Here is a 26,401-nt window from a genome sequence, read left to right as displayed (position 1 = left end):
ATTGGGCAATGCGATTAATTTTATAACCTTCTTGATAGAGTATTTCTATTTTTGAACGTTCCTCTATGGTAAGATGTGTGTAGCTCATAACAGACCTCCGTGTTTATGTTTTTGTCGTTACTAACATCTTACACGAACCTGTTATGGGTTTCTTTATTTGTCGCACTTAATTTTACAATTCATCATTTAATAAAACAACTTGCTACTTATCTAACTCAGTAAGCCCTTTCAATCATTATTTTATATTTCCTCATGAAAATAGTCTATATTCATTTGTCACAAAAACATGTCATTTTGTTTACTATATGATAAACTATCTGTGTAGTATTGAGAGGGGGTTATTTTTTGAATAGTTATTGGAAACATCTTTTTCTAGATAATGGAGATCTGTCCTTGATAGAAGCCGGCTTACAAAAGTATGAGACTAACCAAATTAATAACTACAAAGTTAAGCACGATATAGTATTTCATATTGTTCTGGAAGGAAAAGGTCATTATACTGTCAATGATAAAAATTATGAATTAACCGCAAGTGATAGCTTTATTTTGAAAAAGAATCAACATGTTTATTATTATCCAGATAAAGATGACCCTTGGACCATCTGTTGGATTGGTATAGGCGGCGACCATTTAGATACTTATTTGAGTAATTCAATGATTCCAAATGTTGATGTCTTAACTTTCAAGGATAGCAGTCCGGTTTTTGAAGAAATGAAACAATTTATATACTTTTTATCCGAAAGTGATCCGAATGATTTACAAGACAATTTGAAAACATTTAGTATGTTATATCATTTTCTTTACTCGCTTAATGAAGAATTTCCACTTACCAATCATCAAAATACGAATGCTCTTTCAGAACCACGTTTAGCAGAAAAAATTTACAGTTATATCTATAAGTATTTTCACAGTGCTTTCACAGTAGGTGATATTGCGGAAGAATTCAATATTAGTCGTAATTATGTGTTTAAATTATGCAAAGAACACTATGGCCAGTCTCCAAAACAAATCATTCAAGAACTCAGAATGAATCAAGCTTCACAGTTACTGCGAGGATCTAATTCCCAAGTTAAAGAAATAGCTAGTACTGTCGGTTATAGAGACGCCTTTAGTTTCTCTAAAATGTTCAAAGAATATTATGGTTATAGTCCAACCCAATTCAGGAATTTAACCGAAGAAGAAATCGACAAGGCTTTGTTTATTCGCGAGGAGTTTTTGAAGGTATGATTTAAATCGTTTTTCAAATAAATAATAGAAAGGAACTTTTATGAATACAGAAGATATTTATAATAAAATGCATTCTGGTGAAATATATATTGAAAACTCAGAAACATTAAATGATCAAGCAAAGTATCGAGATTTACTGTTCCATTTCAATCATACTTTACCTAGTGAAACAAAAAAAGTCCGAAGTATATTAACAGACTTATTAGGAGCTATGGGAGAAAATTCGTACATAGAGCCCCCTTTTCATGCTAATTGGGGGAAGAATACTTATATTGGAAACAATGTTTATATCAATTTTAGTTTGACTATTGTTGATGATACTCGTGTTGAAATTAAAGATCATGTCATGATCGGTCCCAATGTAACTATCTCTACCGCTTCTCATCCTCTAGAACCTGAGCTTCGATTGAAAGGTGCACAATTCAATAAGCCTGTCACCATCGAAAAGAATGTGTGGATAGGAGCAAATGTGACTATTTTTCCCGGTGTTACTATCGGAGAGAACAGTGTCGTCGGTGCTAACAGCACCGTCACTAAAGATATCCCAAGTAACGTACTTGCTTTTGGTACGCCTTGTAAGGTGATAAAAAGAATATGAAATCACAAAAAAAGACTTGGTTCACAATGTAGTGACCCCCTAAATCCGGACACGGATTTAGGGGGGTTTTAGATGTATTATTTGTCAAATTAAGCGAGACAACTGCTCTTCATTTACATAACTCAAAAAGACTTCCAATGGTGTCTGGTAGTTCAGTGATTTTCTAGGTATATGATTTCTTTTTGAAGCCACAGAGGAGATGAAATCCTGATTGACTTGATTGAAATCCATTTCTTTCGGTAGGCCATCTTTTCGAAGGAGACCATTTGAGTGTTCGTTTAAACCTCGTTGTGATGGTGTTCCTGGGTCTGCAAAATAAATAGCTATATCATTCGTATTACTGATATTTTTCCAATTTGAGAACTCTTTACCACAATCGAAAGTAATCGATTTAAAGAGATTTTTAGGAATCGATTGAAACCAAGTATTCGTTGCTTTTTCAATATCGATTGCTTTACGACCTTCAGGTTTCAAAGCAATAATGACTTTTGAAAGGCGTTCAACGAGGGTGATGACGGCACTTTTATGATTGACACCGACAATCGTGTCGCCTTCTAGATGACTGAACTCTGTTTCAAAAGAAGCATAATCCGTTTCTCGCTCAGTGATATTTCGTTTGAATGCTTGTTTTCCACGACGTTCTTGATGACCGTTTGGTTTTCGTTTCCCTTGCATGGGTAACTTGCTTTGATCAAACTCACCATTTTTAAAACGACGATATAAGGTACGGACAGAACATGAAATTGAAAACTCACCTCGTCCAACAATCACATCCGGGGTCCAGCCTTAAGTTGTCTTGTCTTCGATGTATTCTTTTTCTGCTTTGGGTATTTCAATCGGCTTTCTTCCACAACGTTTTTTATTTTTCTTATACTGTTCGAGGTATTCGAGAGCCGTTTTTCCTTGTTTAAGAAAATGATAAACATTGTAAATGGCCTGTCTACCACGCTTGAGTTTCTTGGCAACGAAAGCAACGGGTGTTTCTTGATGAAAATATGCCTCTATAATTACGAGTTCATTTGGTGTAAGATGGGTATAGGTCATTTATGTTCACTCTCCCTGTATTCTTTCGACGGAATGACAATTTGAGTGTAACATAAATGATTTTTTTATTTGTCTCGCTTAATGTTACAATCGGCGATACTTAACGACTCCATCTTCAAACATACTTACCCCTACTCTCTAAGTTAGTAATATTTGGGATTTGTGTAAATGTGATTCACGCTTGTCTATGATAATAAATGAATATGAAGAAAAATTCAAATAGTTATTGTTATTTTGATACTTTCCCCTAACTTGCCTATGAAATTTTAACTCACTCGTCGCTTAAACTATAGTATATAGAGAAAATAAAGGATAAGGTTACCTATCGATAACTTTATCCACTCTTTCATCAAATGAATCCAGTTAATTTTAATCTTTAGGATTTTATAAAAGTCTTTAACTTTATAAGTCCAATACGTCAGAAAAATAAAACATATTTATTCATATATTTTATAGACTAAATCAAAATATGTGAATTATTCTTATCGAACTCTTCATTTATTACACAAAAAACACTAAAACTGAGTCTACAGTTTTAGTGTCCATTTTGTGTAGTTAAATACCGTCCCCCAACAACCCCTCAGCAATCGTATCCGTCGTCACAATAATATTCAACAAATCACTTTCAAGCGCTGCTCGGATTGCTTCAACTTTCTGATCCCCATATACCACAGTCATAATAGCAGGTATCTTTCTCAATTCTTCAAGATTTAGACCAATAACATTTTTATTTATTTCACTATCTACTTCTTTTCCTTCTTGATTGAAAAATCGTGAATTAATAACACCTACAGCATTATGCCCCTTTAAGTCGGTCGCATCTTCTTCACTTAAGAAGCCAATTTTTCGCATGTTACTTTCTTGATCCAAACTTGAAATCCCAATTAAAGCCAAATCAACTGTTTTTCCTTCTTCCAAGATACTTTGAATTGCATTGTTACTACTGAGCTCTTCTCGTATTAACTCATTTGATACTAATGCAGGAGAATAAAGATATTTCGCCTTACCTCTCATCTTCCTCGCTAAGTCGTAACTCAATTGATTGGATTGTATCTCAAAATAATCATCACTTAACCCACCGATCAAAGGCAGGACTGTGGCACCTTGATGATTCGTATAAGGAAAATGATCCACTAAACCTCTTAAGGAATTCCCCCAAGAAATACCGATTGTCTGGTGTGAAGGAAGTATTTTCTTCAAGTATAAAGCAGCTTGTTGGCTTGCCATTTTTTTCACTTCAGCTTTATTAATATCTAGTGTATCAATGATAATGGCATTTTTTAGCTTGAATTTTTTCTCTATTTGCCTTTCTAACCTAGCCGTATAGACACTACTGCTATTAATCACAATTTCAACGATTCCATCTCTTTTTGCTTCAACAATCATTTTAGATATGAATGATCTCGATACGCCTTTTTCGCGGGCGATTTCTGATTGAGTCATTCCTTCTTCATAGTACATCGTCGCAATCTTTACAATGTCATTTTCACCCATTTTCTCCATACAGTCCTCCAATTACCCATCATTATTAGTGAATAACAAAAGTCCATCAAAGTAGGCAACTTTGCTAAGGTCTACTTTGATGGACACATATTATTTAAACGCTTGTTTAATTATTTTCCAAACGCTTCAGTGTATTTACTTACAACATTTTCTGCAGTAAAGCCGAAGTATTCAATGACTTCTTCACCTTTACCAGATGCCCCAAAGCGGTCAATACCTAATGCTACACCATCTAAACCGATATAACGTTCCCAACCGAAAGTTGCGCCCATTTCGATTGACATACGGTTACGTACAGCTTTTGGTAAGACACTTTCTTTATATTCTGCTGATTGCTCATCGAATAAGTTTTGTGCTGGAAGTGATACCACTGATACATCTACACCTTGTTCTTTTAATTTCGCTTGTGCTTCTATAGCTAAGCTTACCTCAGAACCAGTAGCAATTAAGATACCTTCAGGAGTTTCACCTTCACTTGGCGAGATAACATATCCACCTTTACGAACGCCTTCTTCAGCTAATTCGTTAGATCCTTCTAGTACTGGTAAGTTTTGACGTGATAGAACTAACATTATTGGACGGTCTTCTGATTCAATTGCTACTTTCCATGCAGCATATGTCTCATTCACATCGGCTGGTCGAATTAAGTTTAGGTTAGGCATTGCACGGAATGCTGCTAAGTGTTCGACTGGCTCATGAGTTGGGCCATCTTCCCCTACTGCTACAGAGTCGTGTGTCATAACATAAGTTACTGGTAAGTTAGATAGTGCTGATAGACGTACTGCTGCCTTTAAGTAGTCTGTAAACACGAAGAATGTTCCAGCGTATACTTTAGTTCCACCGTGTAAAGCAATCCCGTTCATCATGGCTGCCATCGCGAATTCACGCACACCGAACCAAATGTTTCTTCCTGCACGGTTTTCTGGCATGAAATCCGTGTCTGAATCGATCATTGTTTTGTTAGATCCTGATAAGTCAGCTGATCCACCCCATAGGAAAGGTACTTTTTCAGCAAGACCTTGAATAGCAGCACCACTTGAAGCACGACTGGCTTCGGCTTTAGCATCTGCACCTTTATATTCTAAGTTAGCTGCATAGTCTTCTGCAAGATGTCCGTTGAATCCTTGTTCAAAGGCTTTAGCTTTCTCTGGATTAGCTTCTTTATAGGCATTGAATACTTCTAACCATGCATTATAAGCTTCTTTACCACGATTTTTTACTTTTTCATCGAATAATTCTTGTGCTTCTGTTGGCACATCAAACGCTTCATGAGTCCATCCATAAACTTCACGTGTTGCTGTCCAGTTGTCAGCACCTAATGGGTTACCATGTGTATTTGCTGTTCCTTGTTGAGGAGAACCGTAACCAATCACTGTTTTAATCTCGATTAAAGTTGGTTTTCCTTTGTTTTCTTTTGCTTTTTGAATCGCGTTTGAGATATCGTCTAAGTTAGTTCCATCTTCAACACGTAAGTAGTTCCAGTTCGCTGATTCAAAACGTCCTTTAATATCTTCGTTGAAGGCTTTATCTAAGTCACCATCTAATGAGATATCGTTTGAATCGTATAATACGATTAATTTATCTAATTGTTGACGACCTGCATAAGAAATCGCTTCGTAACTAATTCCTTCCATTAAGTCCCCGTCACCAACTAATGTATAAGTGTAGTGATCAATAACTTGATGCTCATCTGTATTGTAGACAGCTGCAGTATGTTGCTCCGCCATTGCCATCCCTACAGCTTGTGCAATTCCTTGTCCTAAAGGTCCGGTTGTTGCTTCAACGCCATCTGTATGACGGTATTCAGGATGCCCTGGTGTGCGACCGTTTAATTGACGGAAGTCTTTTAAGTCGTCAATCGTTACATCAAAACCACTCATATGTAATAAACTGTAAAGTAAAGCTGAACCATGACCTGCAGATAATACGAAACGGTCTCGGTTTGGCCAATCAGATAACTCTGGGTTCACATTTAAATGACCTGCCCATAAAGCATAGGCCATTGGAGCCGCACCCATTGGTAAACCAGGGTGACCAGAATTTGCCTTCTCAACTTGTTCCACACTTAAAGCACGTAATGTATTGACCGCTACTAAATCTTTTTCGTTAAACATTATATTCCTCCAAAGAATTATTTTTATTTTTCTATTAATGCGAATGTTTCTTCAAAACTTACATCTGTTACTTTATTATCTATAACCGCTGTGCAACGCTCCGTCTTTCCTTCTCTTAACAAAGCAACAGCGTGTTCTCCAAAATCTAAACCTAAAATCCGATCTTCGGCAACTGGATTTCCACCTCGTTGGATATGACCAAGTAATAATGGATGAATTGGATATCTTGTCTCACGTTCGACAACTTCTTTAAACTCTTGAGCTGACATGACACCTTCTGCAAGAATGAATAACTGATATCGCTTATTCATAGCTTGGGATTTTTCGATGGTTTCTTTTACTAGATTCACATCAAAATCTCCTGGTTCAGCAATTATACCATCTGCGTCTAGCGCACGACCGGTCCATCTTGCAATATCTCCCGCTCTACGGCCCATCACCTCAATACAATAAAGATGTTTATGGCTTGACGCAGATTGGATGATAATATCAACTGTTTCAACAACATTTCGAATGGCAGTTTTAAAGCCTAAAGTTAATTCTGTAAGTGGAATATCATTATCAATCGTTCCAGGAATCCCAATGGTTTGTATACCTAGTTTCGATAAACTATAAGCACCATGATATGACCCATCTCCACCAATGACAACTAGTCCATCTACATTATCTTGCTTTAATTGCTTAGCAACTCCAGCTTGAACCTCGGCTTTTTTGAATTCTTCCGACCTTGACGTACCTAAGAAAGTTCCGCCCACATGATGATGTGGTTTTACAACTTCAGGTGTCAATTCAATATAATCATTCGCGATTAAACCAGTATATCCCTCTAGATAACCACGAACTTCGATGTTATGTTTGCGCGCTTCATCAACGATCCCGTTAATGGCTGCATTCATTCCTGGAGCATCGCCCCCGCTAGTTAGTACACCAATACGCTTCATCTGATTCTCCTAAATTCTTTAAACCATATAGTAAAACAAAACATAAGATTCTGACCAATCAAAGGTTTCATTAGAAACAATAATATCACAGATTCAACACTATTGTACAACGCTTTCACATAAAAGTAAAGCATTTGCTACCAGGTGTGTCGGATGCTAAAACTTAGACCATTCGCCTCTACCTAATACCAGTATTTAGGTCTATTCAGTATACAATTCCCTTCAAATAACATATAACTGAATATTGATATTCTTGGGTTATGCCCGAGTTAGGAGGTAGGCAATGTTAGTAGTTGAAGGTATGACAAGTTGGCAAAAACATCGTCGCATTATTTTCCCACAAGTATTACCGATTGCGTTACCCAGTTTAGGAAATGCGTTAATTGATTTGTTAAAAGATACGTCGTTACTGTTCTTAATCGGTTTAGTCGATATAATGGGACAAGCAGATATTATAATCGCGAACACCTACGGTGTTTATCAACTTGAAGTATATATTGCGATAGCGTTAATTTATTGGGCGCTGTCTTCACTTCTCGTATTCGGATTGAATTTCCTCGAGAAGGGTTATAGTCGCTACTATCAAAGATAAGGAGGTCGAGCACATTGGATTTTGATACACAAGTTATGATTGATACTATTTGGGTTGTCATGCGGGCTGTACCACGGACTTTTGGAATTGCTGCTGTGGTGTTAGTCTTTGGGATTTAATTAGGGGCTGTCTTCGCTCAATTAAAGATGAAGCCTGTACCGGTTATTACACCACTCGTTCGTCTATTTGTCTCTTATATGCGCGGGGTGCCGTTAATCGTTCATTTATTCGTGATGATGTACAGTTTACCTCAAGCGAGTAGTTCCTTACTGGCAATCTTTGGGGTCACAGTGCAACCACATGATTTTCCGAGTTTAATTATTGTTATTACGATCTTCTCATTACTTGAAGCTGCGATTGAATCGGAGAATATCCGAGGGGCAGTTCAGTCCATTGATCCCCGTCAAATTGAGGCTGGTCAATCGATCGGGATGACACGTCGTCAGGACTTACATCGCATTATTATTCCACAAGTATTAAGTGTGGCGATTCCTTTGTTTCTCAATGCCTTTTTGAAAAATATTAAAGGTCTGTCACTTGCCTTTACCGTTGGTATAGTAGATATTTTGGCTCAAGCCCGTTACGCTGCGGCATTAAGTTATCGTTATTTAGAATCTTATATTGCGGCAGCTTTAGTTTACTGGTTAATCTGTGGCGTTTTACAAATGATATTTAACCGTGTTGAATTGAAATTACAATTTGGTGAAACACGTAGACAAGGAGTGTAATAGTGAATAAATTTGACCGTATAAAGTTAGCGATTAGTGGTGAAAAGCAGGGTTCAATCCCCTTTTCCTTCTGGACACATATACCAGAGATTGATCGCTCACCCAAAGAAGTCGCCCAAGCGACGTATGATCTATTTAAACAGTAAGATTTAGATTTTATTAAAACGATGAATAATGGTATGTACGCCGTAGAAGATTATAATACGGAGATCGATTTTTCTGAAGTGGCTAAAGGTGGGGTGGCTAAAGTGATTAAAACACCGATTAATGCCTATGAAGACTGGTCAAACTTACCATTGTTAGAGTTTGAAACCGCGTCAGTCCTACAAAGATAACTTGACCACCTTGAACACTTACTGAATTTAGTGGACGGTGAAGCACCGGTGATTATGACGGTTTTTAGTCCCTTAACAACAGCAGCTAAATTAGCTAAAGGGCAACTGATTAACCACCTTAAACAGGATGAACATGGTTACATTCACCAAGCACTCGATAAAATTTCTGAATCAACAGCTCGTTGGCACATAAAGCCATTGAGTTAGGTGCAGCCGGTGTTTACTTCGCATCACAAATGAGTTCTTATGACAAAACGAGTGAAGAAATATACGCTGAATATGGTGCGCCTTATGACTTACAAGTGTTGAAAGGAGCTCGTGATGGTTGGTTTAACGCAATTCATGCACATGGTGATGATATTATGTTCGACCTGGTTAAAGATTATCCCGTTCAAGTGTTTAACTGGCATGTGTGGGAAAGTTTACCGGAGTTAAAAGAAGGTATTGATTATACTAACAAATGTGTCATGGGCGGCATTGCACGTATGGATATTACACACAATAATCGCAACCCTCTTCGTCATCAAATTTACCGTTCAATTACAGAGTCTGGTGGAAAGCACTTAATTCTTACACCTGGGTGTGGGATTAGACATCCTTTTGAAGAAGATACAATTCGTTATTTACAGAAAGTAAAAATCGAAACTGAAGCGTTATTAAATAAGTAAGTCAATAATTAAGCCGTCCTTTCGAGGACGGTTTTTCTTGTTTAAGAGGTCACGAGATCTCAACAAAAAACCGAGGCTGTTTTTACACAGTCTCGGTTTAATCTTCTTTAAATTAGTATGCTCTGGCTAACCAAACAGTTTCTGTTGCTGGGTTACCTGTCACAATACATACGTCTTTCTTATCTACTGTACCATCAACTGGAATGTTACGTGTTGTGAAACCAGTGCGTTCTTTAATCTTCGCTTCTGATTCTTCCGTTCCGTCCCATCCTGCTAAGATCCAACCTGGGTTTTCGTTTGCAGCTTTTTTCGCTTCAATATGGTTTTCAAGTTCTTCTAATGTATTGATGTCCGTATAGATGTGTTGTGAATTGCGTTCGCGTGCTGATTCTAATAGGCGATTTTGCATTTCGTCTAAGGCATTTTCGATGTATTCAGCAAAGTTTGTGAATTCAACATCTATTTTTTCATCTAAGTCACGCGCTTTAACGATGACTTTATTGTTTTCTAAGTCACGTGGTCCAATTTCTACACGAAGTGGCGCACCGCGTAATTCCCATTCATTGAATTTGTAACCTGGACGGTTATCGCTTCCGTCGATAACTGTACGAATTTGCTTGCTTGCTAATTCTTCATTCAATTCATAGATTTTGTCCATGATCGCTGGGTTCTTTTGCCATGGTCCAACAGGAATGAATACGACTTGTTGCGGTGCAACTTTTGGTGGCATAATTAGTCCTTGGTCGTCACCGTGAGACATGATCATTGCTCCGATTAAACGTGTTGATACACCCCATGATGTCGTGAATGCGTGAACGTGTTCGTTGTCGCTGTTTAAGTATTTGATATCAAAAGCTTCAGCGAATTTCGTTCCCATGTAGTGACTTGTTCCTGCTTGAACAGCTTTTGTATCTTGCATCATTGCTTCAACAGAGTAAGTTCGTTCTGCACCAGCAAAGCGTTCTGAAGGTGTTTTTTCACCTTTAAATACTGGAATAGCTAATACGCCTTCAATCACTTCTGCATAAATATCTAACATACGTTGTGTACGTCTTTTAGCTTCTTCGGCATTCGCGTGAGCCGTATGCCCTTCTTGCCATAAGAATTCTGACGTACGAAGGAATGGCATTGTACGTTTTTCCCAGCGGAATACGTTTGCCCATTGGTTCATTTCCATTGGTAAATCACGGTATGAGTTAATCCATTTAGAATACGCATCACCAAACATCGTTTCTGATGTTGGACGTAGCGCTAAGCGCTCTTCTAATGGCTCACCCACAGCTTCAGTAACCCACGGTAACTCTGGTGAGAATCCTTCAATATGATCTTTTTCCTTATTGAAGAAGCTCTCGGGAATTAACATTGGGAAGTATGCATTTCGGATACCTTCTTGTTTGAATCGGTAGTTTAAAGCTTCTTGGATATGCTCCCAAATTTCGAAACCGTTGGGTTTGAAAATCATACAACCACGTACGGGTGAATAGTCCATTAAGTCAGCTTTTTGAATTGTTTGGATATACCATTTTGAAAAATCTTCTTTTCTCGTTACCATAGTAACCTCCTGTTATAATTTTGTACAAAAAAACTGTTCCCGTCCAAATAAGGACGAAGAACAGTTGATCTCCGCGGTACCACCTCAGTTGTCGGCATGTTGCCAACCTACTTAGAGCCGATAAGGAGGCGAGCCCATAAACTGTTTAGTAGGTTCAACGAATGAGTGGGCACGTCACTTTCAGCCTAGGTGACTTTCTCTTATTACCGTCAATTCGTTTACTAATCTAACAATGCTTATATTATAGCTATTTGTTGTATAAAGTTCAATCTCTTTGGACAATTGTGTCTTGATTTTCATTCATTTCATATTGATCAAGCGCTCGCATACTAGAAAGTGGCCAATAAATATAATCTGCCTCTCCGATAATATCTTCGGCATCGATGAAGCCAAATGCCCGTCCGTCAAGTGAATTGCGACGGTTGTCTCCCATTACAAAGACTTGCCCTTCCGGTACGGTCGCTGATCCAGTAATTTCTTCTAATTGGAAATCACTCGTAAAGTTTCCTAAGACATCTGCGCGCATGTCGTCTAAATATGGTTCATTCATTTGCACACCGTTCAATATTAATTGGTCATCCTGATAAGCAACTGTATCCCCAGGTATACCAATCACGCGTTTAATATATAAACTTTGCGGTTCGTCTGAAGTAATCGGTCCCCCAGGTGCTGGGAATACGACCACATCAAAGCGCTCAATATCGTTTAATTTCATCATAAACATTTTCTCGCCGTCATGTAATGTGTATTCCATAGATCTTCCGTCCACGATGAACGGTTCCATAACATACGCATAAAATACTTTAATTCCTAGAAATATCACTGCAACCCAGATAAGCGTACTGATTATTTCTCTGATAATACCTTTAAAAGTCATCTTTTACCTCAATCTACTTAATCTTTACTATCCATTACAGTGTCGATAGCTAACACAACCGCAATCACCATAACTGGGTCAACTTCTTCAGCATCGATATTAAATTCAAATGTATCGCTCATAGCAAAGTATTTTTTCTTTATTTGAGCAATTAAATCTCCTTCTCGATCATAAATAATATAATCGTGCGCAAAGTAATCGCCTTTTATCGTCCAGCCAATTTGTTCAATATCAAATTGTGGTTTAAATAACGTGATGCGTTTGCGAATACTTGCGACTTCTTGACCTCGGACAAAGACGTCCACTTGTGGCATGAGTGATAATACTTTCTGTTTAACTAAAGCGACCTCTTCATTGGTCTCCATGTTAATGATGTGCAGTTTTCTACCAAGTGAAAGAAATTCTCCATCCACTTTATAAACCGGCTTCTGATTGCTATCGACAATATTAAAATCCTGTTTAAATGATAACATTTTTTGTTTCATGTATAATTGCATTGATATCACCCCTTGAGCCTTATTATAATCTTATTATATTTAATGTTCAATTGTATTTAAGAAAATGTTTTTACTATAAAATGTATACTAATAAAAGCGGAGGGAATTATTTGTGAAACTAGCTCGTTATCAAGATGTATTAGACTTTTGGTTTGCCCCTGAAAATGCGGACTTGTTATTTGAGAAAAATGATGATTTCGATTCCGAAATTAGACAGCGTTTTGAAAAAACTTGGGAAGCCGCATGTGCTGGCTTATTATGGGAGTGGCGTGACAATCCTTACGGCCGCCTCGCAGAAATCATTGTTCTCGACCAATTCTCGCGTAACTTATGCCGAGGCGACGAGAAGTGTTTCACCCAAGATACGATGGCACTCGTCTTAGCTCAGGAATTATATCAACTACCTGAGTTTGATGAAGAATTCTCTGTTCAGGAAAAACACTTCGCAATGATGCCTTTTATGCATTCTGAATCTACTGAAATTCACGAGACAGCTTTACGCATCTTTACTGAAATTGGTGACGAGAATGCACTACACTGTGAAAACTTACATAAAGATATCATTGACCGTTTCGGTCGCTACCCTCATCGGAATGATGTTCTAGGCCGTGAGACAACTCCGCAAGAAGCAGCGTTTCTGACTGAGCCTAATAGCAGTTTCTAATATAAAAAGTCAGCAGCGAATGTGTTGCGGACTTTTTTCTGGTTTGAATTGGGTTTTGGGTGTATTCGCCAGCTCACGGATTTGAGCCGGCGTAGTTGTGCTTGATTCGCTAGCTCAGAGATTTGAACTGGCGAAGTTACGCTTGATTCGCTAGCTCACGATTCTGAGCTGGCGCAGTTGCACTTGATTCGCTAGCTCACGGATCTGAGCTGGCGAATCAACTCACTTCCCCTAACATTTCCCCTTTAAATCTCTATTTCATAGTAAGTTTTATTTGTTTTCCCCACTTTCTTAAAGTTTTTCCCAAGTATGTCTCGGATTAAGGATCTTGACGCTGCGCTTGCGCCCATAAACTGGTACACATTTTCTGTTGTGACTATTTCACTGTTGTCAAAGAATACATAGCGCAATTGCCGTGCGGATCTGAGTATTGTTTCTGATTTTGCTTCTTTAAAATGACAGTGCCGGCATGTCACTTTTCTTAAAGTGATTTCTACATCAAATCGGTGACACGCTGGACAAGTAACGCCTTTATGGATAGTCGCAAAGTCTTCTATAGGCAAGCCTGTAGGCTGGAACGGATTTTCAATCGAATAGCGGTTCAAGACTTTTTGTATTCTATTCAAATATGCTGGTAACAGAGGTTTGGCAAGAAATTCGGTCTGCTTTTTCAAGAAGTTTCTAAATTGGTTGCGCTGTATAATTTCATAGTCAAATTCATAATCGAGTTTAACTTGGCAATGTTCATTGATGAAAATCATCGCACCGGTTACTTTAATATTTTCGGAGACTTCATTGGCAATTCGTGTTAGGCGCCGTACTTTGGTCGCCATGGCATTCATAAAATTATTTTCCATTAAATGCGCGTTAATGTAGCATTCGTGATTTCTATATTCAAATTCGCCATAAAAATTCTTCACTTCAATAACTAACCAGTGATTTTCTTTGATTAATAGAAAATCGGCTTGCATCGTGCTTTTGTAGTTAAACCAGTAGTCTGAAAGGACATGCCAACTATCGTCGGCGTATTTTTCTAACCATTGAGCAACTTCTGATTCCCCGATATAGCCTTGTTTTAAAGACCAAAATCGACGTTTCTGTTCTTCAGCTAAATATATTTGGCGTATAACCGACATTTCGAGTTGAATGAGTTCGATATTTTTCTGAATTTTATCACCCCTATATATATACGTAAAAAAGGGCGATTTTCATTTTTTATTTTAAAAATTAATCATCTAAATTTAAAGTGAGTGCGTTCATTGCGACAATAATTGTTGAAAGTGTCATTAAAATTGCACCGAGCGCGGGCGAAATAGTGATTCCGATAGATGCCAAAAGACCCGCAGCCAATGGGATTGCAATGAAATTGTAGCCTGCTCCCCAAAGTAAGTTTTGGTTCATCTTGCTGTTTGTCTTGAAAGACAGTTCGATAAAGGATTCAATGTCGCCGGGTTCAGATTGGGTTAAGACAACGTCTGCGGAATCAATTGCCACTTGCGTTCCGGCTCCAATGGCGACTCCGACATCAGCCAATGCGAGTGACGGCGCATCATTCACACCATCTCCAACCATAATAACCGTCTTACCTTCAGACTGTAGACTTTTAATTAAATCATATTTGTCTTGTGGTGACTGGTTTGCACGGTAATCAATACCTAAAGTTTCTGCGACACCTTTGGCGGCATTTTCATTATCACCTGTTGCCATAATTGGCGTAATGCCTTTGTCTTTGAGAATTGTCATCAGTTCTTTACTAGTTTCTTTAAGCTCGTCACCTAGAGACACTGCGCCCAATGCTTCGCCATCTTTAGTTAAAATACTAATCGTTGCACCAGGTAAAATTTCAATATCAATCGACTTTCCATACACTTTTTGACTCACTAATTTATACTCTGTATCTTGATAAGTTCCCACAACTCCTTCACCAGAAACGACTTCTGTTGATGTGAAGTCAACGGGGTTTACATTTTCCTCAGAGGCATGTTCGATAATTGATTGAGCGATGGGGTGACTTGACCCGCCTTCAATTCCAGCCATGATAGCTAATAGCTCGTCTTCGTTATAGTCACTTGATAATGAATCAATCGCTAATACTTTAAATTCACCAGTAGTCAGCGTTCCTGTTTTATCGAGGATCATCGTGTCTGATTTTGTTGTTAATTCATAAACTTCACGGTCTTTCACAAGTAGTCCGCGATTAGCACCTAAACTAGTACTTCGCGAAATCACAAGTGGAATCGCTAATCCTAAAGCATGCGGACAAGCAATAACAAGCGTGGTTACCGTATAAGAAATCGATGTTTGTAAATCAGCAATTACCCACCAAGCGACGAATGTCACTAATGCCACACCGAGCGCAATATAAAATAACCAACTCGCAACTTGATGTGCTCTGTTCTCTGCTCGAGACGGATTACCTTGAGCTTCTGTGACTAAACTTTGAACTTGAGAGAGGAATGATGAATTTCCAGTTTGGCTGACTTTAATAAATAACGTCCCTTGTCCATTAGTTGATCCTCCGATAGCTGTGTCGCCTTCGGATTTCTCAATCGGTTTAGATTCACCCGTCAGTAGCGCTTCATTCACTCGAGACGTTCCGCGAATGATTTCTCCATCAGCTGGAATGTTTTCGCCTGCTTGAACTCGGACAGTGTCGCCAACCTTTAATTCTGTTACCGGGCGCTGTTCAATCGAATCATCTTGTAAGACAACTTGTGCTTCTTTCGGAAGTAATTTTGCTAAAGAGGCTTGAGCATCTCCGGCATTACCTAAAGCAACCATCTCAATCCAATGTCCAAGCAACATAATAAGGATTAGCGATGCGAATTCGAAGTAAAAATCCATCAGGTACTCGCCCGTAACATAGCGCATAATTACCGCATAGACACTATATAAATACGACACGCCAATCCCTAAAGACACAAGCGCCATCATCCCTGGTGATTTCTCTTTAAACTCACCAACCGCACCTTGAAAGAACGGCTTCCCTCCATAGAAAATAAGGAATGTAGACAGCACGGTAGCTAAAATATCCGAATATGGAAAAGTGTATTGAAATGGAAACGGTATGTCCAAGCCCATCAGTGGAGAAATCCACATAATGATTAACCCAATCGGTAAAGATCTTAAGAAAATTTGTTTAAAATTCCCATGGTGGTGATGATGTCCGTGGCCACCGTGATCCATGTGCTCATGATGGTCGTGATGGTCGTGATGGTCATGATGGTCATGATGGTCATGCCCTCCGTGGTCATGATGGTCGTGATGGTCATGCCCTCCGTGGTCATGATGATTGTGATGGTCGTGATGGTGTTGTTTATCCTTACTCATTCAATTCCCCTCCTAAATTTACTTGACACTCACATTGGCCAGACACACAGTCGCATGCCACAACGTCCAATGCCGTTTTCTTTTTCTCTTTTAAAATGCTCATTAATTCTTCAATATCACTTTGACTTAAAGGCGCGTTGGTTAACATATCTCCGATTACTTCCCCGGCTTTCTTATTACAAATACGAGCTAACATATCTGAAATAGATTCATCTAAACTGGCTTCTTCTGTCAGTTTAGATGAGTAAATGTATTTGCGTCCCTCTTGTTCGGTATCCAAAGCGCCTTTTTCTACTAAACGGCTGATTAAAGTTTTAATTGTACTAGCTTTCCAGTTCATTTTATCTTCTAAAACTTGGATAATTTCGCGACTTGTCGCCTTGCCTTGAGCCCAGATGACTCGCATAATTTCCCATTCTGCATCGGTAATTTTTAACGTTGGTATTGCTTCTGTCAATAAAATATCTCCTTTCAAACTAAGTTTATGATTACGACTACAATTGTAGTCATTGTTTAAAGTTTAGTTTACACATGTAACTCGTACAAGTCAACTTATATCCATTACATTTATATAAATTCCTCCGTTTATGATAAGATTAAAATATAACGGCGCTTTCATAAGGAGAGGTTGATAATGAAAAAAGCTTGGCTTGTCTCGTTCATCCGGTTGCCGCTTTTACTTTTGATCATGAGTCTAATGAGTTTGTTGTTAAACATTCCGTTCCCTTTTTCACCCGATATCGCAGTCATATATTTTATGATAGCCAATCTCCTTTCTCTCTATTTAATGACACGACTCCTACATTCAGAAGGTCGTTCGATTTGGGATGTGATTGATTTTCAAAGGGACCGTTTAGGTAAAGATCTCCTATGGGGGCTGCTTTGGATTTTCGTACTCTTTATCCCTTTTGCTGCTGCGGTAAATGGGGTCGCGTTTTTAATTTTTGGAACCGATTATCTTAACCAGTTCGAAGTCATCTTTACGGGTGATTTAGCTAACAATCCATTAACTACACCTGTTTGGCTAAGGTGGGTTGGCGCGATTGTCGCTTTATTCTTTCCATTTATTAATGCGCCGATTGAAGAAATCATGTACCGAGGTTATGCCCAGCCTAAGTTTGCTGAAGGTTTTGGTAAGCCGTGGGCAGGTATTGTCATTCCGTCGATTGGTTTCGGCTTGCAACATTGTATGTTAGCGGCGAGTTGGCAAGGGGCCTTAGTTTATATTGGCGCATTCTTCTTTTGGGGACTTGGTAGTGCTTTGATTTTCCACTGCCATCAAAGATTATTTCCCAACATTTTCGCGCATTTTGTTGTCAATTTAGCCTTTGCTGCGATGCCTCTTGTGCTTTTAATGTTGGATGTTTATTAAATGAAAAGAGAGCTCACGTCATTTTGTGAGCTCTCTTATTTTGTTATTCTTCTGCACCTATTTTATTGGTTAACATCTTCAACCAATGAACGATAAATGTAGCCACAGCCGCAAAGCCTAGAATAATTCCCCAAGTCATCAATGTCAGTGGTTCTGTCCCTAAGACATTATTCATAAATGGTAAGTAAACGGCAACCAATTGTAAAGCGACACCTAAAGCCATGGCACCCACTAAAAATTTATTATGGAATAGCGTGCGGTCCAAGCCAAAGGATTTGAATTTACGGACGTTAAAGATATGCATTAATTGAGCGATAGCCATATATGTAAAGGCAGCCGTTTGAGCATATTCTAAGGATACGTCTGTGAAATTATGGAATAGGAAAAATACTCCGAAAGCTCCTAGTCCAATAAATATCCCACTTATAATAATTCGACTTAAGAATTGACGGTTGACCAACCCTTTTTCAGGATCACGTGGCGGGTGATTCATCACATTGTCTTCGGCTTCTTCATAAGCTAAGGCAATGGCCGGTCCGATATCAATGAATAAGTTAAGGAATAAAATGTGTAAAGGTTGAATTGGCATCGGTAATAGGAAGATAATTGTGAATAAAATTGACACAATTTCAACCATATTACAGGCGAATAGGAAAGATACAAATTTTTTTATGTTTTCAAATATGATTCGACCTTCACGCACGGCATCGACAATGGTTGAATAACGGTCATCCGTTAAAATCATATCAGACGCTTCTTTTGCGACTTCCGTTCCGCGAATTCCCATCGCGACACCGATATCAGCACCGTTCAAGGCAGGCGCATCATTTACACCGTCTCCAGTCATCGCAACGACTTCACCTTCATCTTGAAAAGCTCTAACGATTTGTAATTTGTTCTCAGGAGAGACGCGGGCAAAGACAGCTGATTCTCTAATTCGGTTAATGAAGTCCGATGAATCATGCATTTCGTCAATTTCTTTACCAGTCATGGTGTTTTCCCAATTGTTAATCCCGATTTCTTTTGCAATCACTGACGCTGTTCGAGGGTGGTCACCGGTAATCATTTTCACAGTAATACCAGCCTCTTGCGTTTGTTTGATTGATTCGGCAACATCTTCTCTTGGTGGATCCATAATTCCGAACAAGCCATCAATCGTTAATATCTTACGATTATTATCAAACCAACCTTCGATGTCTTCTGTAATCTCATTGGCTTCATTCTCGTCTTCAACCGTATAGCTGGCTAGGCCGATGACACGGTTCCCTTCTTCAGTTAAAAGCTCGTTCCTCTCTGACCAAAATTCACTTTCTTCATCATCAATGTCTGTATATTCAGCTACTACATCTAAAGCACCCTTCATAATAAAACGGTAGATATTATCGGGCAGTTTATGGAAAGTAGCCATATATTTCTTCTCAGAATCAAAAGGAATTTCAGCTAGTTGCTCAAATTCAGTCTCTTTTAAAAATTCTGGTGACATACCAATTTTGTGTCCTAAGACAGTTAAAGCCCCATCCGTTGGGTCTCCTTCAATAGTATACTCGCCGTCATTTTCCGCTTCTTCATTTTCATCCGCCTCGTCTTGTTTAACTAATTTTGCATCACTGGATAAAAAACCATTAGTAATCAGCTTCAGTAAATCTTGATCGTTGTCATTTAAAGCGTCTGTGTCATGAATATTCTTAGCTTCTACGTCAACAACTTCACCGTTGTATTTCACAGTACCTTTAGGTTCATAACCGTTCCCAGTAACCTCATATTTTTCATCATTTTTAATAATTAGATGTTCAACCATCATTTGGTTTTCCGTCAGGGTTCCGGTCTTGTCACTAGCAATAATCGACGTTGACCCTAGCGTTTCAACCGCGGATAGGTTTTTGACGAGCGCTTCATGTTCAGCCATCGTCGACATCCCGTTGGATAAGGTAATCGTTTCAACCGCTGGCATAGCTTCTGGAATCGCCGCTACTGCTAGAATAACTGCCACATGTAGCATTTCTGCCGTATCTTGACCGTTAAGAATACCAATTAATAAAACTAATCCTGCTGCAACAAAGGCAACAATAATTAAAGCTTTACCTAATTTGTCTATTTCTTTATCTAGTGGACTTTCTCGGTCTTGATCTTCATCTAACATCTCTGAAATCTGACCTACTTCAGTATTCATACCGATACCCGTCACAACGGCTTCGGCTTTACCGCGGGTTACTGCTGTACCGGAAAAGACCATATTTAATTGGTCACCGAGTGCTTCATCTTCTTCAAATGTTGCGTCAGCATCTTTATCGACCGCTTCAGACTCTCCGGTTAAGGCTGCTTCCATGACCGCAAAGTTATTGGCACTAATTAACCGTCCATCAGCCGCAATCGCATCCCCTTCCCCTAAGATTAGAATATCTCCGGGCACAAGTTCGGTCGAATCAATTTCAATCTCTTCACCGTTACGGCGTACTTTTGCTTTTGTATCCACCATTGATTGGAGGGCTTCAACCGATTTTTGCGCTCCAACCTCAACAAAATACCCTGTAAAGACAGATATAAAAACAGCTAATAAAATTGCTAGCGCTTCAACCCAATCGCCCATTATGACTGAGATAACAGCCGCAACACCGAGTAAGTAAACGATAATATTATTCAGATTCTCTAGAAAAATCTCCCATTTAGACTTTGTTTCTGATTCTTCTAATTTATTCTCACCGTGTTCTTCCCGATTTTCTTCGACTTGAGACTCATTCAAACCCTCTTCAACAGAAGTGTCGAATTCTTCAAGCACTTCCTCTAGTTTCCTCTTATATATTTCACTCATAGTAAACTCCTCTTGTTTATTAGATTTTTAAAATTGCATCCTTACTTTTTCATATTCTTAATATAACATTTAATTTAAAGCAATTAAATTTATTTGCTTTTCGAAAATATATTAAATAAGCTTGATATTACACTATTTTAAATAAATATTTCGATATAATTACACTTAAATTAAGTTGGCAATAAGCTCATATTTTATACAAAAAAAAGAACTGCCTCTATAGACAATTCTCTAATAAATTTGCTTACCATTCTTCACGAAAGTTCTCGACGGCTTCTTTGTAGCGTTTGATGATTCGGTCTTTTTGCTTTAATAGCACTTTCAACCCACCTAGGAGTTCTTGGGATGTTTCGACCATATCCAAGTCTTCTTGTTGTTGCATGATTGCTTCATCAACGAGTTCATGAGTCACTTCGGCTTTTATTTCATTGAACACAGAAATAATCTGGTGCTTTAGACGTTCTTTCCGTTCAGGTTCCGCTGCTTTTATTTGCGGCACATGTTCTTTAACAAAACGGAAATCTAGTCTCCGCGTCATTTTCCCGTCTAAGACTCGGACATATTCTTTTTGAAACGGGGTGATCCCAGGCGTTTGTCCGTGAATTTGATACCAGCCGTCATACATCGCCCAAACGCCGGGCTCAATTTCGGGTTGGAATTCTCGGCTAAGGATAAAGGTCGGATCGTCGCCCGTAATTTCTGCTACCCACCGTTTTTCATCGGTGGCTGAAGGTTGTAATTGTAAAAATTGTGGTTTCAGTGTCGACATTCCTTTCCTACTCAACTTACTTATGTGAGAATTTGCCAATTGAATGTGGCTTTGAGTGGGTCTCTTTGTGTCACGTCTATACTAACCATTGACCCTTTTCGCATCCGGCGGGACTCACCAGTGAATTCATATACCCACTCACTTAAAGTCGGTTTATGTCCAAAGACGAGTAACGTCGCATCATCTTGAACGGTTTTTAATGCTTCTAAAAACTTTTCTATCTCTCCAGTATAGATAATTTCATGAATCCTTGGTTTCTCAAGCTTTAATTTATCAGTGGCGAGTGCGGCAGTTTCTTGTGCTCGGTTAGCCGGACTTGACCAGCTGACAAAGTTCCGTTCTTTCAGTGGCCCGAGTTTTTCTTCGAGTTCGGGTAGTAGTTTTGCGTATTTTTCCTTCCCTTTATCAGTCAGGTGGCGGTCGATGTCAACGAGTCCTTCCCTGCGCTCTTCAGCTTTCGCGTGGCGAATGAATATCAGCTCCATGATTCTCTCTCCTTTTAACTATGCTTAAAAATTATCTCGCGCTGTTCTTAATTCAATAAAAGTTTCTAAGTTTTCAGCTTGTAGGAACAAGTTAATGTCTTTTTCTATTCCAATTGTCGAAGGTAAAGTCGGTTGATCTTTTGCTCTTTGTGCTTGTACTTCTTCTAAAGCTTTTGCAAATGACGGATCTGTTGGATCTGTCTCGTGAGCAAAACGTAAATTCGTTTCTGTATATTCGTGCGCTGCATAGACTTTGACCTCATTTGGTAGAGCTTTAAAGGTTTGAAGCGCATCATACTGAGCTTGATAATCCCCGGTGAATACACGTCCGCAACCGCCTGAGAACAATGCGTCCCCACAGAATAAGTCATCTCCCATTAAGTAACTGATGTGCCCTTCGGTATGACCACCGCTTTTAAACACTTTAAAGGTTTGGTTCAATAATTCAAACTCATCGCCATCTTTGACAGTAACTTGGTTGAGACTGGCAGTTTCTTTCGGTCCATAAACAGGTGTCTCTGGGTATTTTGCTAAGACATCTTTAACCCCACCAATATGGTCATCGTGTTTATGCGTTAGGATGATCGCAGCTAAGTCCAATGCTTCTTTGTCAAAATAATCTAAAACACCCGCTGACTCACCAGGATCGACAATAATTCCATCAGTTCCATTATCTATGACCCAAATATAGTTGTCAGAAAAGGCTTTTACTGGATTAATATTCATATCACTCACTCCTCTTTGCTTATATTTATCTTTATTCTAATCTTAGCAAAGTTTACAGAACTTTTCTTGTGATACTACTTGTGGGAGTTGGGAAAATGCAGACTTGAGACAAATGGCGGGGTGGTTTGGCTTGAGTTAGATGAACTTGAGACAAACGGAGTTGTCATTCGGCTTGAGTTGGGTGAACTCGAGACAAACGGGATTCTCATTTGGCTTGAGTTGAATGAACTTGAGACAAACGAGATTCTCAATCGTCTTGAGCTAGGTGAACTCGAGACAAACGGAGTTGTCATTTGGCTTGAGTTGGGTGAACTTGAGACAAACGGGATTGTCATTTGGCTTGAGTTGAGCGATTTCTTGCCACACGCATTCGCGATTGTACTCTAGCCGCCAACCAAATCCATTCCAATACAAAAAGGAAGGGCTTTATGCCCTTCCCCTAAAAATTTAGTAATGTCATTCCGTTTGGTACTATATATCTGAATAAACGAGTGTGTTGCGTGTCGTTTTTCTGTGTGTTAATTTATACTTTTCTTGCATCGGAACCACATTACTTTCTGCGTATTGGTCACTACCTGTTGAAATGCAAATTTCTTCACACTTGCACATCTAAACTTAAATACACACCACTGTCATTTATATACATCTACTAGACTTCGCTATTTCTTTACACAGTTACCTCTAGCATTATGGTAAACAACAGATAGTCCTGATACGCTGAGTAGCACTTTCACTGCTACTCCGAACCTTTAAGACGGTTCTGTCGTAAAGAGTGAAACGCCAATCTTTACTTACAGTTGCATCTCTCTCTTTACTAACTACATAGTACCATGTAAGCGTTTGCTTGTCAAGCGTTTCATTCATCTTTTTTTCACTTTTTCTTTATAAATTATTGATTCAATCTCTTCGTCCAAAAGAACCTGACGAATCAGGTTAAATGCACTCCAAACAGAGTATTCACGGTTCTGATTACGCTTGTATCCAAAGTGGAATTTCTTCGCAAAAGTAGACTTCTCTTTAACCGCCACACCAATCCAGACAGTTCCCGGTATCTCACCCTCTAGTGAACTTGGCCCTGCCGCTCCCGTTAAGGACACAGCGAGATCTGCCCCAAACGCTTCAAGTGCCTTTTCAGCCATCTCAAATGCACACTCTGCACTCACTACACCATGCGTTTCAATGACTTCCTCATCTACACCTAGAACTTCTTTTTTAATGGATTCATCATACGTAACCATCCCTCCATCAAAAAATAGGCCAGCTTCAAATAAGCTCGACAAATCACTTAAAAATGCGCCCCCTGTTAAACTCTCAGCCCCAGTTATTTTAAGCTCCTTCTCTTTTAGTAGCTTTCTTACAATATTAGGTAAATTTTGATCACCGTAGCCAATAATATAAGGAGCAACACTTTTTTCAATCTCACTCTCAGCTTTAGCAATGAGTTGATGAACCTCATCGGCGTCAAGACCTCTCGCAGTAATCTGAACTTCAATCTCTAAACCCGCTGGAAAAATCTCAATAAATGTCGAGTCGTCAGATACCAAAATATCACCGAGATTTCTCTGCGCTTGAGCCATTGTTAAACCAAACAGTCGGACTAGCTTTGTTGAGACGACTTGTCCATTCAAAAGATGCTCAATAATAAGTGGCCAGGCTTTCTCGGTAAACATGGGTTTTAATTCATCAGTTGGTCCTGGTAGTAAGATATACGTATGGGTATCAGATTGATAAAACATTCCCAAAGCGAGACCTGTGACATTCACTAACGGAATCGAATCAAGTAAAGTTAGCGCTTGAAGTTGGTTATTTTTTGGCATGATTAAGTCTGAATTTTTATGGTAAGTAATAATTCGGTTTTGTGTGTCATCATCTAAGACCAGTGGTTTATCGAGATGCTCTGATAGTGTTGTTTTGACGATATCGTCCTCATCAGGACCTAAGCCACCTGTAAACACGAGTACATCTGCTTGTTGCTCTGCTTTCTCAATGGTTTCCAATAGCTTTTCTTTAGAATTATCAATCATAACTGCTTGAGTCACATTAATACCTACAGAAGTCAACTTACGAGCAATAAAAGCTGCATTTTTATTCTCAACTAAGCCTTTTAACAAACTTGAACCGACTGATATAATCTCTGCTTTCATTCAATCAACCTCCCAGATTTTTTTACTTTTATTATCTTTCAGTTTATCACAACTGTTTAGTGGATAGAAAAACTGTACGAGTGCATTTTGCGAGAATGGTCGCCTAAGTAAATGGATATCATTTGCAGATAAAGCGTATACATAGTAAGCTTATTGTACAATAATAATAAAGATAATAGAAAAATAAGGAGGGAAAATTATGGTACAAGCAAAAGAGAAATTAATCGAAAAAGTAATGGCATGCCAAAAAGCTTGCGAGCACTGTTTTGATAGATGCTTGCAAGAAGAAGACGTAAAAATGATGGCGGAATGTATTCGGACAGACCGAGACTGTGCTGATATATGTGGTATGGTTGTATCTTTCTCACATCGTCAAAGTCCCTTGTTAGATGAGTCGATTGCGTTGTGTATTAAAGCTTGTGATACTTGTGCAAGTGAATGTGAACAACATGATCACGATCACTGTAAAGAATGCGCTAAAGCGTGTCGTGAATGCGAAGCAGCATGTAAAGAATATTTAGCAGTATAATTTATTAGAAGACGAGTATAAGTTCCTAAGGGAGGCTTATACTCATTTTTTGTCTCAACTTTAAAAACAGAATCGTTTCATTTTGTCTTATCTATATTGCTCCGTTATACTTACGATACAAACATCTAAGGAGACTATCGCCATGAAAAAACTCAATTACAAACACATAAATAATCAACAACTCATCGATGTCCGTGGACAACTGGACTATCAAGCTGGACATGGTCCAAAGACGCTGAATCTTAATCCAAGTAATTTCAAAAAGTACGCCTCATCATTTATCGCATCGGATCAAGCTATCATTTTTATTATTAATGAAGAATCAAAAGATTTCATTTACGAGCTTGAATTATTGAGCCAAGAAGTCGGATTTATTGATGTTCAAGGATATATTTTAGCACACGATATTCCGATAGAAAGCAGACAACAAATCAAATCCATCAACGTACATGATTTTCTTGCAGTAGAAGATGACTATATTTTACTTGATCTCAGACATCCTGATGAGATTACACGTCCTGCCCCTGAAGAGAATTTAATTAATATTCCACTTGAAGACTTACCTTCCACCTACCAAAAGTTAGATAAAGACCAGAAGATTTATACACTATGTGGCTCAGGTAATCGCGCAACTGCAGCTGCTTCTTTTCTAGCTAATAAAGGCTATAAACCTGTCGTCATTGAAGGTGGGATGAAAGCCGTTCAACAGGCAGTTTATTAACTTTTTGCAATGTTAGTAAAGTCGGTGTATCCAAAGTTAGTATTTATAGATTTGATTTGTCAAATTAAGCTAGACAAAACTGCTTCATCTAAGTAACTCAAAAATACTTCCAACGGTGTTCGGTAGTGTAAGGATTTCCGTGGAATCGTGTTCCGTTTGTGTGCAATCGATGACAC

At 38.7% G+C, this 26,401-nt stretch carries 27 protein-coding genes and 3 pseudogenes; 13 read left to right on the top strand and 17 right to left on the bottom strand.

What is annotated here, in order from left to right; all coding sequences use genetic code 11:
* Positions 1–88: helix-turn-helix domain-containing protein (locus ACEN3Z_RS07635; RefSeq protein WP_407090374.1), on the bottom strand; the 88-nt coding region annotated here is incomplete at its 3' end.
* Positions 89–345: 257 nt separating this feature from the next.
* On the opposite strand from ACEN3Z_RS07635, the gene ACEN3Z_RS07630 reads away from it, so the two are divergent.
* Both ACEN3Z_RS07630 and ACEN3Z_RS07625 read left to right on the top strand, forming a co-directional pair.
* On the top strand, positions 346–1,227 hold the full coding sequence (locus ACEN3Z_RS07630) for an AraC family transcriptional regulator (RefSeq protein WP_407090372.1): 882 nt from the start codon (positions 346–348) through the stop codon (positions 1,225–1,227).
* A gap of 40 nt (positions 1,228–1,267) precedes the next feature.
* Positions 1,268–1,825 carry a sugar O-acetyltransferase gene (locus ACEN3Z_RS07625; protein WP_407090371.1) on the top strand — a complete coding sequence of 186 codons (558 nt, stop codon included), beginning with the start codon at positions 1,268–1,270 and terminating at the stop codon, positions 1,823–1,825.
* An 84-nt stretch (positions 1,826–1,909) separates the two neighbouring features.
* Here the strand turns inward: ACEN3Z_RS07625 and ACEN3Z_RS07620 are convergent.
* The 4 genes and pseudogenes from ACEN3Z_RS07620 to ACEN3Z_RS07605 all read right to left on the bottom strand — a co-directional run bounded on the left by ACEN3Z_RS07620 (position 1,910) and on the right by ACEN3Z_RS07605 (position 7,427).
* A pseudogene (locus ACEN3Z_RS07620) lies at positions 1,910–2,869 on the bottom strand (IS30 family transposase).
* Between the two features lie 555 nt (positions 2,870–3,424).
* Positions 3,425–4,372 carry a sugar-binding transcriptional regulator gene (locus tag ACEN3Z_RS07615; RefSeq protein WP_407090370.1) on the bottom strand — a complete coding sequence of 316 codons (948 nt, stop codon included), beginning with the start codon at positions 4,370–4,372 and terminating at the stop codon, positions 3,425–3,427.
* A gap of 110 nt (positions 4,373–4,482) precedes the next feature.
* Complete coding sequence (gene tkt / locus ACEN3Z_RS07610; RefSeq protein ID WP_407090368.1) at positions 4,483–6,486, bottom strand: transketolase; 2,004 nt, start codon at positions 6,484–6,486, stop codon at positions 4,483–4,485.
* A 23-nt stretch (positions 6,487–6,509) separates the two neighbouring features.
* The gene (locus ACEN3Z_RS07605; RefSeq protein WP_407090367.1) at positions 6,510–7,427 is read right to left on the bottom strand and encodes an ATP-dependent 6-phosphofructokinase; all 918 of its coding nucleotides are present in this window, start codon (positions 7,425–7,427) and stop codon (positions 6,510–6,512) included.
* Positions 7,428–7,710: 283 nt separating this feature from the next.
* Between ACEN3Z_RS07605 and ACEN3Z_RS07600 the strand changes: the two genes are divergently transcribed.
* The 6 genes and pseudogenes from ACEN3Z_RS07600 (at position 7,711) to ACEN3Z_RS07575 (ending at position 9,750) form a co-directional block, all read left to right on the top strand.
* Positions 7,711–8,019: an ABC transporter permease subunit gene (locus ACEN3Z_RS07600; protein WP_338487402.1), complete on the top strand. Its 309-nt coding sequence runs from the start codon at positions 7,711–7,713 to the stop codon at positions 8,017–8,019.
* Between the two features lie 134 nt (positions 8,020–8,153).
* Positions 8,154–8,747: pseudogene (locus ACEN3Z_RS07595) on the top strand (amino acid ABC transporter permease); the annotation flags it as partial.
* A gap of 2 nt (positions 8,748–8,749) precedes the next feature.
* On the top strand, positions 8,750–8,893 hold the full coding sequence (locus tag ACEN3Z_RS07590) for a hypothetical protein (protein ID WP_407090366.1): 144 nt from the start codon (positions 8,750–8,752) through the stop codon (positions 8,891–8,893).
* A gap of 21 nt (positions 8,894–8,914) precedes the next feature.
* Positions 8,915–9,082: a hypothetical protein gene (locus ACEN3Z_RS07585; protein WP_407090365.1), complete on the top strand. Its 168-nt coding sequence runs from the start codon at positions 8,915–8,917 to the stop codon at positions 9,080–9,082.
* Between the two features lie 54 nt (positions 9,083–9,136).
* Positions 9,137–9,289, top strand: a complete 153-nt coding sequence (locus ACEN3Z_RS07580; protein ID WP_407090363.1) for a hypothetical protein — start codon at positions 9,137–9,139, stop codon at positions 9,287–9,289.
* Positions 9,265–9,750, top strand: a complete 486-nt coding sequence (locus tag ACEN3Z_RS07575; protein ID WP_407090362.1) for a uroporphyrinogen decarboxylase family protein — start codon at positions 9,265–9,267, stop codon at positions 9,748–9,750. The genes ACEN3Z_RS07580 and ACEN3Z_RS07575 overlap by 25 nt, the downstream gene beginning before the upstream one ends.
* 112 nt (positions 9,751–9,862) lie before the next feature.
* Here the strand turns inward: ACEN3Z_RS07575 and proS are convergent, their stop codons facing one another.
* The 3 genes from proS to ACEN3Z_RS07560 form a co-directional block, all read right to left on the bottom strand.
* Complete coding sequence (gene proS / locus ACEN3Z_RS07570) at positions 9,863–11,302, bottom strand: proline--tRNA ligase (RefSeq protein WP_407090361.1); 1,440 nt, start codon at positions 11,300–11,302, stop codon at positions 9,863–9,865.
* Positions 11,303–11,567: 265 nt separating this feature from the next.
* Positions 11,568–12,179, bottom strand: a complete 612-nt coding sequence (gene lepB / locus ACEN3Z_RS07565; RefSeq protein ID WP_407090360.1) for a signal peptidase I — start codon at positions 12,177–12,179, stop codon at positions 11,568–11,570.
* 17 nt (positions 12,180–12,196) lie between these two features.
* Complete coding sequence (locus ACEN3Z_RS07560) at positions 12,197–12,676, bottom strand: LURP-one-related/scramblase family protein (protein ID WP_138404767.1); 480 nt, start codon at positions 12,674–12,676, stop codon at positions 12,197–12,199.
* 112 nt (positions 12,677–12,788) lie between these two features.
* On the opposite strand from ACEN3Z_RS07560, the gene ACEN3Z_RS07555 reads away from it, so the two are divergent.
* Entirely contained in the window at positions 12,789–13,340 is a 552-nt protein-coding gene (locus ACEN3Z_RS07555; RefSeq protein WP_407090359.1) for a DUF924 family protein, read from the top strand.
* 245 nt (positions 13,341–13,585) lie between these two features.
* Here ACEN3Z_RS07555 and ACEN3Z_RS07550 read toward each other — a convergent pair whose 3' ends face one another.
* The 3 genes from ACEN3Z_RS07550 to ACEN3Z_RS07540 form a co-directional block, all read right to left on the bottom strand.
* Positions 13,586–14,476 (bottom strand): nuclease-related domain-containing protein, encoded by an 891-nt coding sequence (locus tag ACEN3Z_RS07550; RefSeq protein WP_407090358.1) that lies wholly within the window; start codon positions 14,474–14,476, stop codon positions 13,586–13,588.
* Between the two features lie 91 nt (positions 14,477–14,567).
* Entirely contained in the window at positions 14,568–16,670 is a 2,103-nt protein-coding gene (locus ACEN3Z_RS07545) for a copper-translocating P-type ATPase (RefSeq protein ID WP_407090357.1), read from the bottom strand.
* Positions 16,663–17,127, bottom strand: a complete 465-nt coding sequence (locus ACEN3Z_RS07540; RefSeq protein WP_407090356.1) for a CopY/TcrY family copper transport repressor — start codon at positions 17,125–17,127, stop codon at positions 16,663–16,665. The genes ACEN3Z_RS07545 and ACEN3Z_RS07540 overlap by 8 nt, the downstream gene beginning before the upstream one ends.
* A 177-nt stretch (positions 17,128–17,304) precedes the next feature.
* On the opposite strand from ACEN3Z_RS07540, the gene ACEN3Z_RS07535 reads away from it, so the two are divergent.
* A complete protein-coding gene (locus ACEN3Z_RS07535; protein WP_407090355.1) occupies positions 17,305–18,042 on the top strand; it encodes a CPBP family intramembrane glutamic endopeptidase in 738 nt (245 codons plus the stop codon).
* 43 nt (positions 18,043–18,085) lie between these two features.
* Here ACEN3Z_RS07535 and ACEN3Z_RS07530 read toward each other — a convergent pair whose 3' ends face one another.
* From ACEN3Z_RS07530 to gloB, 4 genes are all read right to left on the bottom strand, one after another.
* On the bottom strand, positions 18,086–20,851 hold the full coding sequence (locus ACEN3Z_RS07530) for a cation-translocating P-type ATPase (protein ID WP_407090354.1): 2,766 nt from the start codon (positions 20,849–20,851) through the stop codon (positions 18,086–18,088).
* 244 nt (positions 20,852–21,095) lie between these two features.
* Entirely contained in the window at positions 21,096–21,620 is a 525-nt protein-coding gene (locus tag ACEN3Z_RS07525) for a hypothetical protein (protein ID WP_407090353.1), read from the bottom strand.
* A gap of 20 nt (positions 21,621–21,640) precedes the next feature.
* Complete coding sequence (locus ACEN3Z_RS07520) at positions 21,641–22,105, bottom strand: SixA phosphatase family protein (RefSeq protein WP_407090352.1); 465 nt, start codon at positions 22,103–22,105, stop codon at positions 21,641–21,643.
* A 24-nt stretch (positions 22,106–22,129) separates the two neighbouring features.
* A complete protein-coding gene (gene gloB, locus ACEN3Z_RS07515; protein WP_407090351.1) occupies positions 22,130–22,831 on the bottom strand; it encodes a hydroxyacylglutathione hydrolase in 702 nt (233 codons plus the stop codon).
* Positions 22,832–22,918: 87 nt separating this feature from the next.
* Here gloB and ACEN3Z_RS07510 point away from each other — a divergent pair, with 87 nt between their 5' ends.
* Positions 22,919–23,218: a hypothetical protein gene (locus ACEN3Z_RS07510; RefSeq protein WP_407090350.1), complete on the top strand. Its 300-nt coding sequence runs from the start codon at positions 22,919–22,921 to the stop codon at positions 23,216–23,218.
* A gap of 473 nt (positions 23,219–23,691) precedes the next feature.
* Here the strand turns inward: ACEN3Z_RS07510 and ACEN3Z_RS07505 are convergent, their stop codons facing one another.
* Entirely contained in the window at positions 23,692–24,975 is a 1,284-nt protein-coding gene (locus ACEN3Z_RS07505) for a competence/damage-inducible protein A (protein WP_407090349.1), read from the bottom strand.
* Positions 24,976–25,174: 199 nt separating this feature from the next.
* On the opposite strand from ACEN3Z_RS07505, the gene ACEN3Z_RS07500 reads away from it, so the two are divergent.
* Positions 25,175–25,504 carry a four-helix bundle copper-binding protein gene (locus ACEN3Z_RS07500; RefSeq protein WP_407090348.1) on the top strand — a complete coding sequence of 110 codons (330 nt, stop codon included), beginning with the start codon at positions 25,175–25,177 and terminating at the stop codon, positions 25,502–25,504.
* A 142-nt stretch (positions 25,505–25,646) separates the two neighbouring features.
* Positions 25,647–26,225, top strand: a complete 579-nt coding sequence (locus ACEN3Z_RS07495; protein ID WP_407090347.1) for a rhodanese-like domain-containing protein — start codon at positions 25,647–25,649, stop codon at positions 26,223–26,225.
* A gap of 59 nt (positions 26,226–26,284) precedes the next feature.
* Here ACEN3Z_RS07495 and ACEN3Z_RS07490 read toward each other — a convergent pair.
* Positions 26,285–26,401: pseudogene (locus ACEN3Z_RS07490) on the bottom strand (IS30 family transposase); the annotation flags it as partial.

It is taken from the genome of Ruoffia sp. FAM 26254 (genome assembly GCF_045528545.1).
Taxonomy (GTDB): domain Bacteria; phylum Bacillota; class Bacilli; order Lactobacillales; family Aerococcaceae; genus Ruoffia; species Ruoffia halotolerans.
The sequence above is the reverse complement of the archived record's forward strand: the minus strand, read 5'-3'. Positions and strand labels throughout refer to the sequence as shown.

Bases quoted from the DNA above. Each gene is read 5' to 3' on its own strand.
- ACEN3Z_RS07625 (WP_407090371.1), top strand. From the start codon at position 1,268: ATGAATACAGAAGATATTTATAATAAAATGCATTCTGGTGAAATATAT.
- ACEN3Z_RS07615 (WP_407090370.1), bottom strand. From the start codon at position 4,372: ATGGAGAAAATGGGTGAAAATGACATTGTAAAGATTGCGACGATGTAC.
- tkt (WP_407090368.1), bottom strand. From the start codon at position 6,486: ATGTTTAACGAAAAAGATTTAGTAGCGGTCAATACATTACGTGCTTTA.
- ACEN3Z_RS07605 (WP_407090367.1), bottom strand. From the start codon at position 7,427: ATGAAGCGTATTGGTGTACTAACTAGCGGGGGCGATGCTCCAGGAATG.
- ACEN3Z_RS07600 (WP_338487402.1), top strand. From the start codon at position 7,711: ATGTTAGTAGTTGAAGGTATGACAAGTTGGCAAAAACATCGTCGCATT.
- ACEN3Z_RS07585 (WP_407090365.1), top strand. From the start codon at position 8,915: ATGAATAATGGTATGTACGCCGTAGAAGATTATAATACGGAGATCGAT.
- ACEN3Z_RS07580 (WP_407090363.1), top strand. From the start codon at position 9,137: ATGACGGTTTTTAGTCCCTTAACAACAGCAGCTAAATTAGCTAAAGGG.
- proS (WP_407090361.1), bottom strand. From the start codon at position 11,302: ATGGTAACGAGAAAAGAAGATTTTTCAAAATGGTATATCCAAACAATT.
- lepB (WP_407090360.1), bottom strand. From the start codon at position 12,179: ATGACTTTTAAAGGTATTATCAGAGAAATAATCAGTACGCTTATCTGG.
- ACEN3Z_RS07560 (WP_138404767.1), bottom strand. From the start codon at position 12,676: ATGCAATTATACATGAAACAAAAAATGTTATCATTTAAACAGGATTTT.
- ACEN3Z_RS07550 (WP_407090358.1), bottom strand. From the start codon at position 14,476: ATGTCGGTTATACGCCAAATATATTTAGCTGAAGAACAGAAACGTCGA.
- ACEN3Z_RS07545 (WP_407090357.1), bottom strand. From the start codon at position 16,670: ATGAGTAAGGATAAACAACACCATCACGACCATCACAATCATCATGAC.
- ACEN3Z_RS07535 (WP_407090355.1), top strand. From the start codon at position 17,305: ATGAAAAAAGCTTGGCTTGTCTCGTTCATCCGGTTGCCGCTTTTACTT.
- ACEN3Z_RS07530 (WP_407090354.1), bottom strand. From the start codon at position 20,851: ATGAGTGAAATATATAAGAGGAAACTAGAGGAAGTGCTTGAAGAATTC.
- ACEN3Z_RS07525 (WP_407090353.1), bottom strand. From the start codon at position 21,620: ATGTCGACACTGAAACCACAATTTTTACAATTACAACCTTCAGCCACC.
- ACEN3Z_RS07520 (WP_407090352.1), bottom strand. From the start codon at position 22,105: ATGGAGCTGATATTCATTCGCCACGCGAAAGCTGAAGAGCGCAGGGAA.
- gloB (WP_407090351.1), bottom strand. From the start codon at position 22,831: ATGAATATTAATCCAGTAAAAGCCTTTTCTGACAACTATATTTGGGTC.
- ACEN3Z_RS07505 (WP_407090349.1), bottom strand. From the start codon at position 24,975: ATGAAAGCAGAGATTATATCAGTCGGTTCAAGTTTGTTAAAAGGCTTA.
- ACEN3Z_RS07500 (WP_407090348.1), top strand. From the start codon at position 25,175: ATGGTACAAGCAAAAGAGAAATTAATCGAAAAAGTAATGGCATGCCAA.
- ACEN3Z_RS07495 (WP_407090347.1), top strand. From the start codon at position 25,647: ATGAAAAAACTCAATTACAAACACATAAATAATCAACAACTCATCGAT.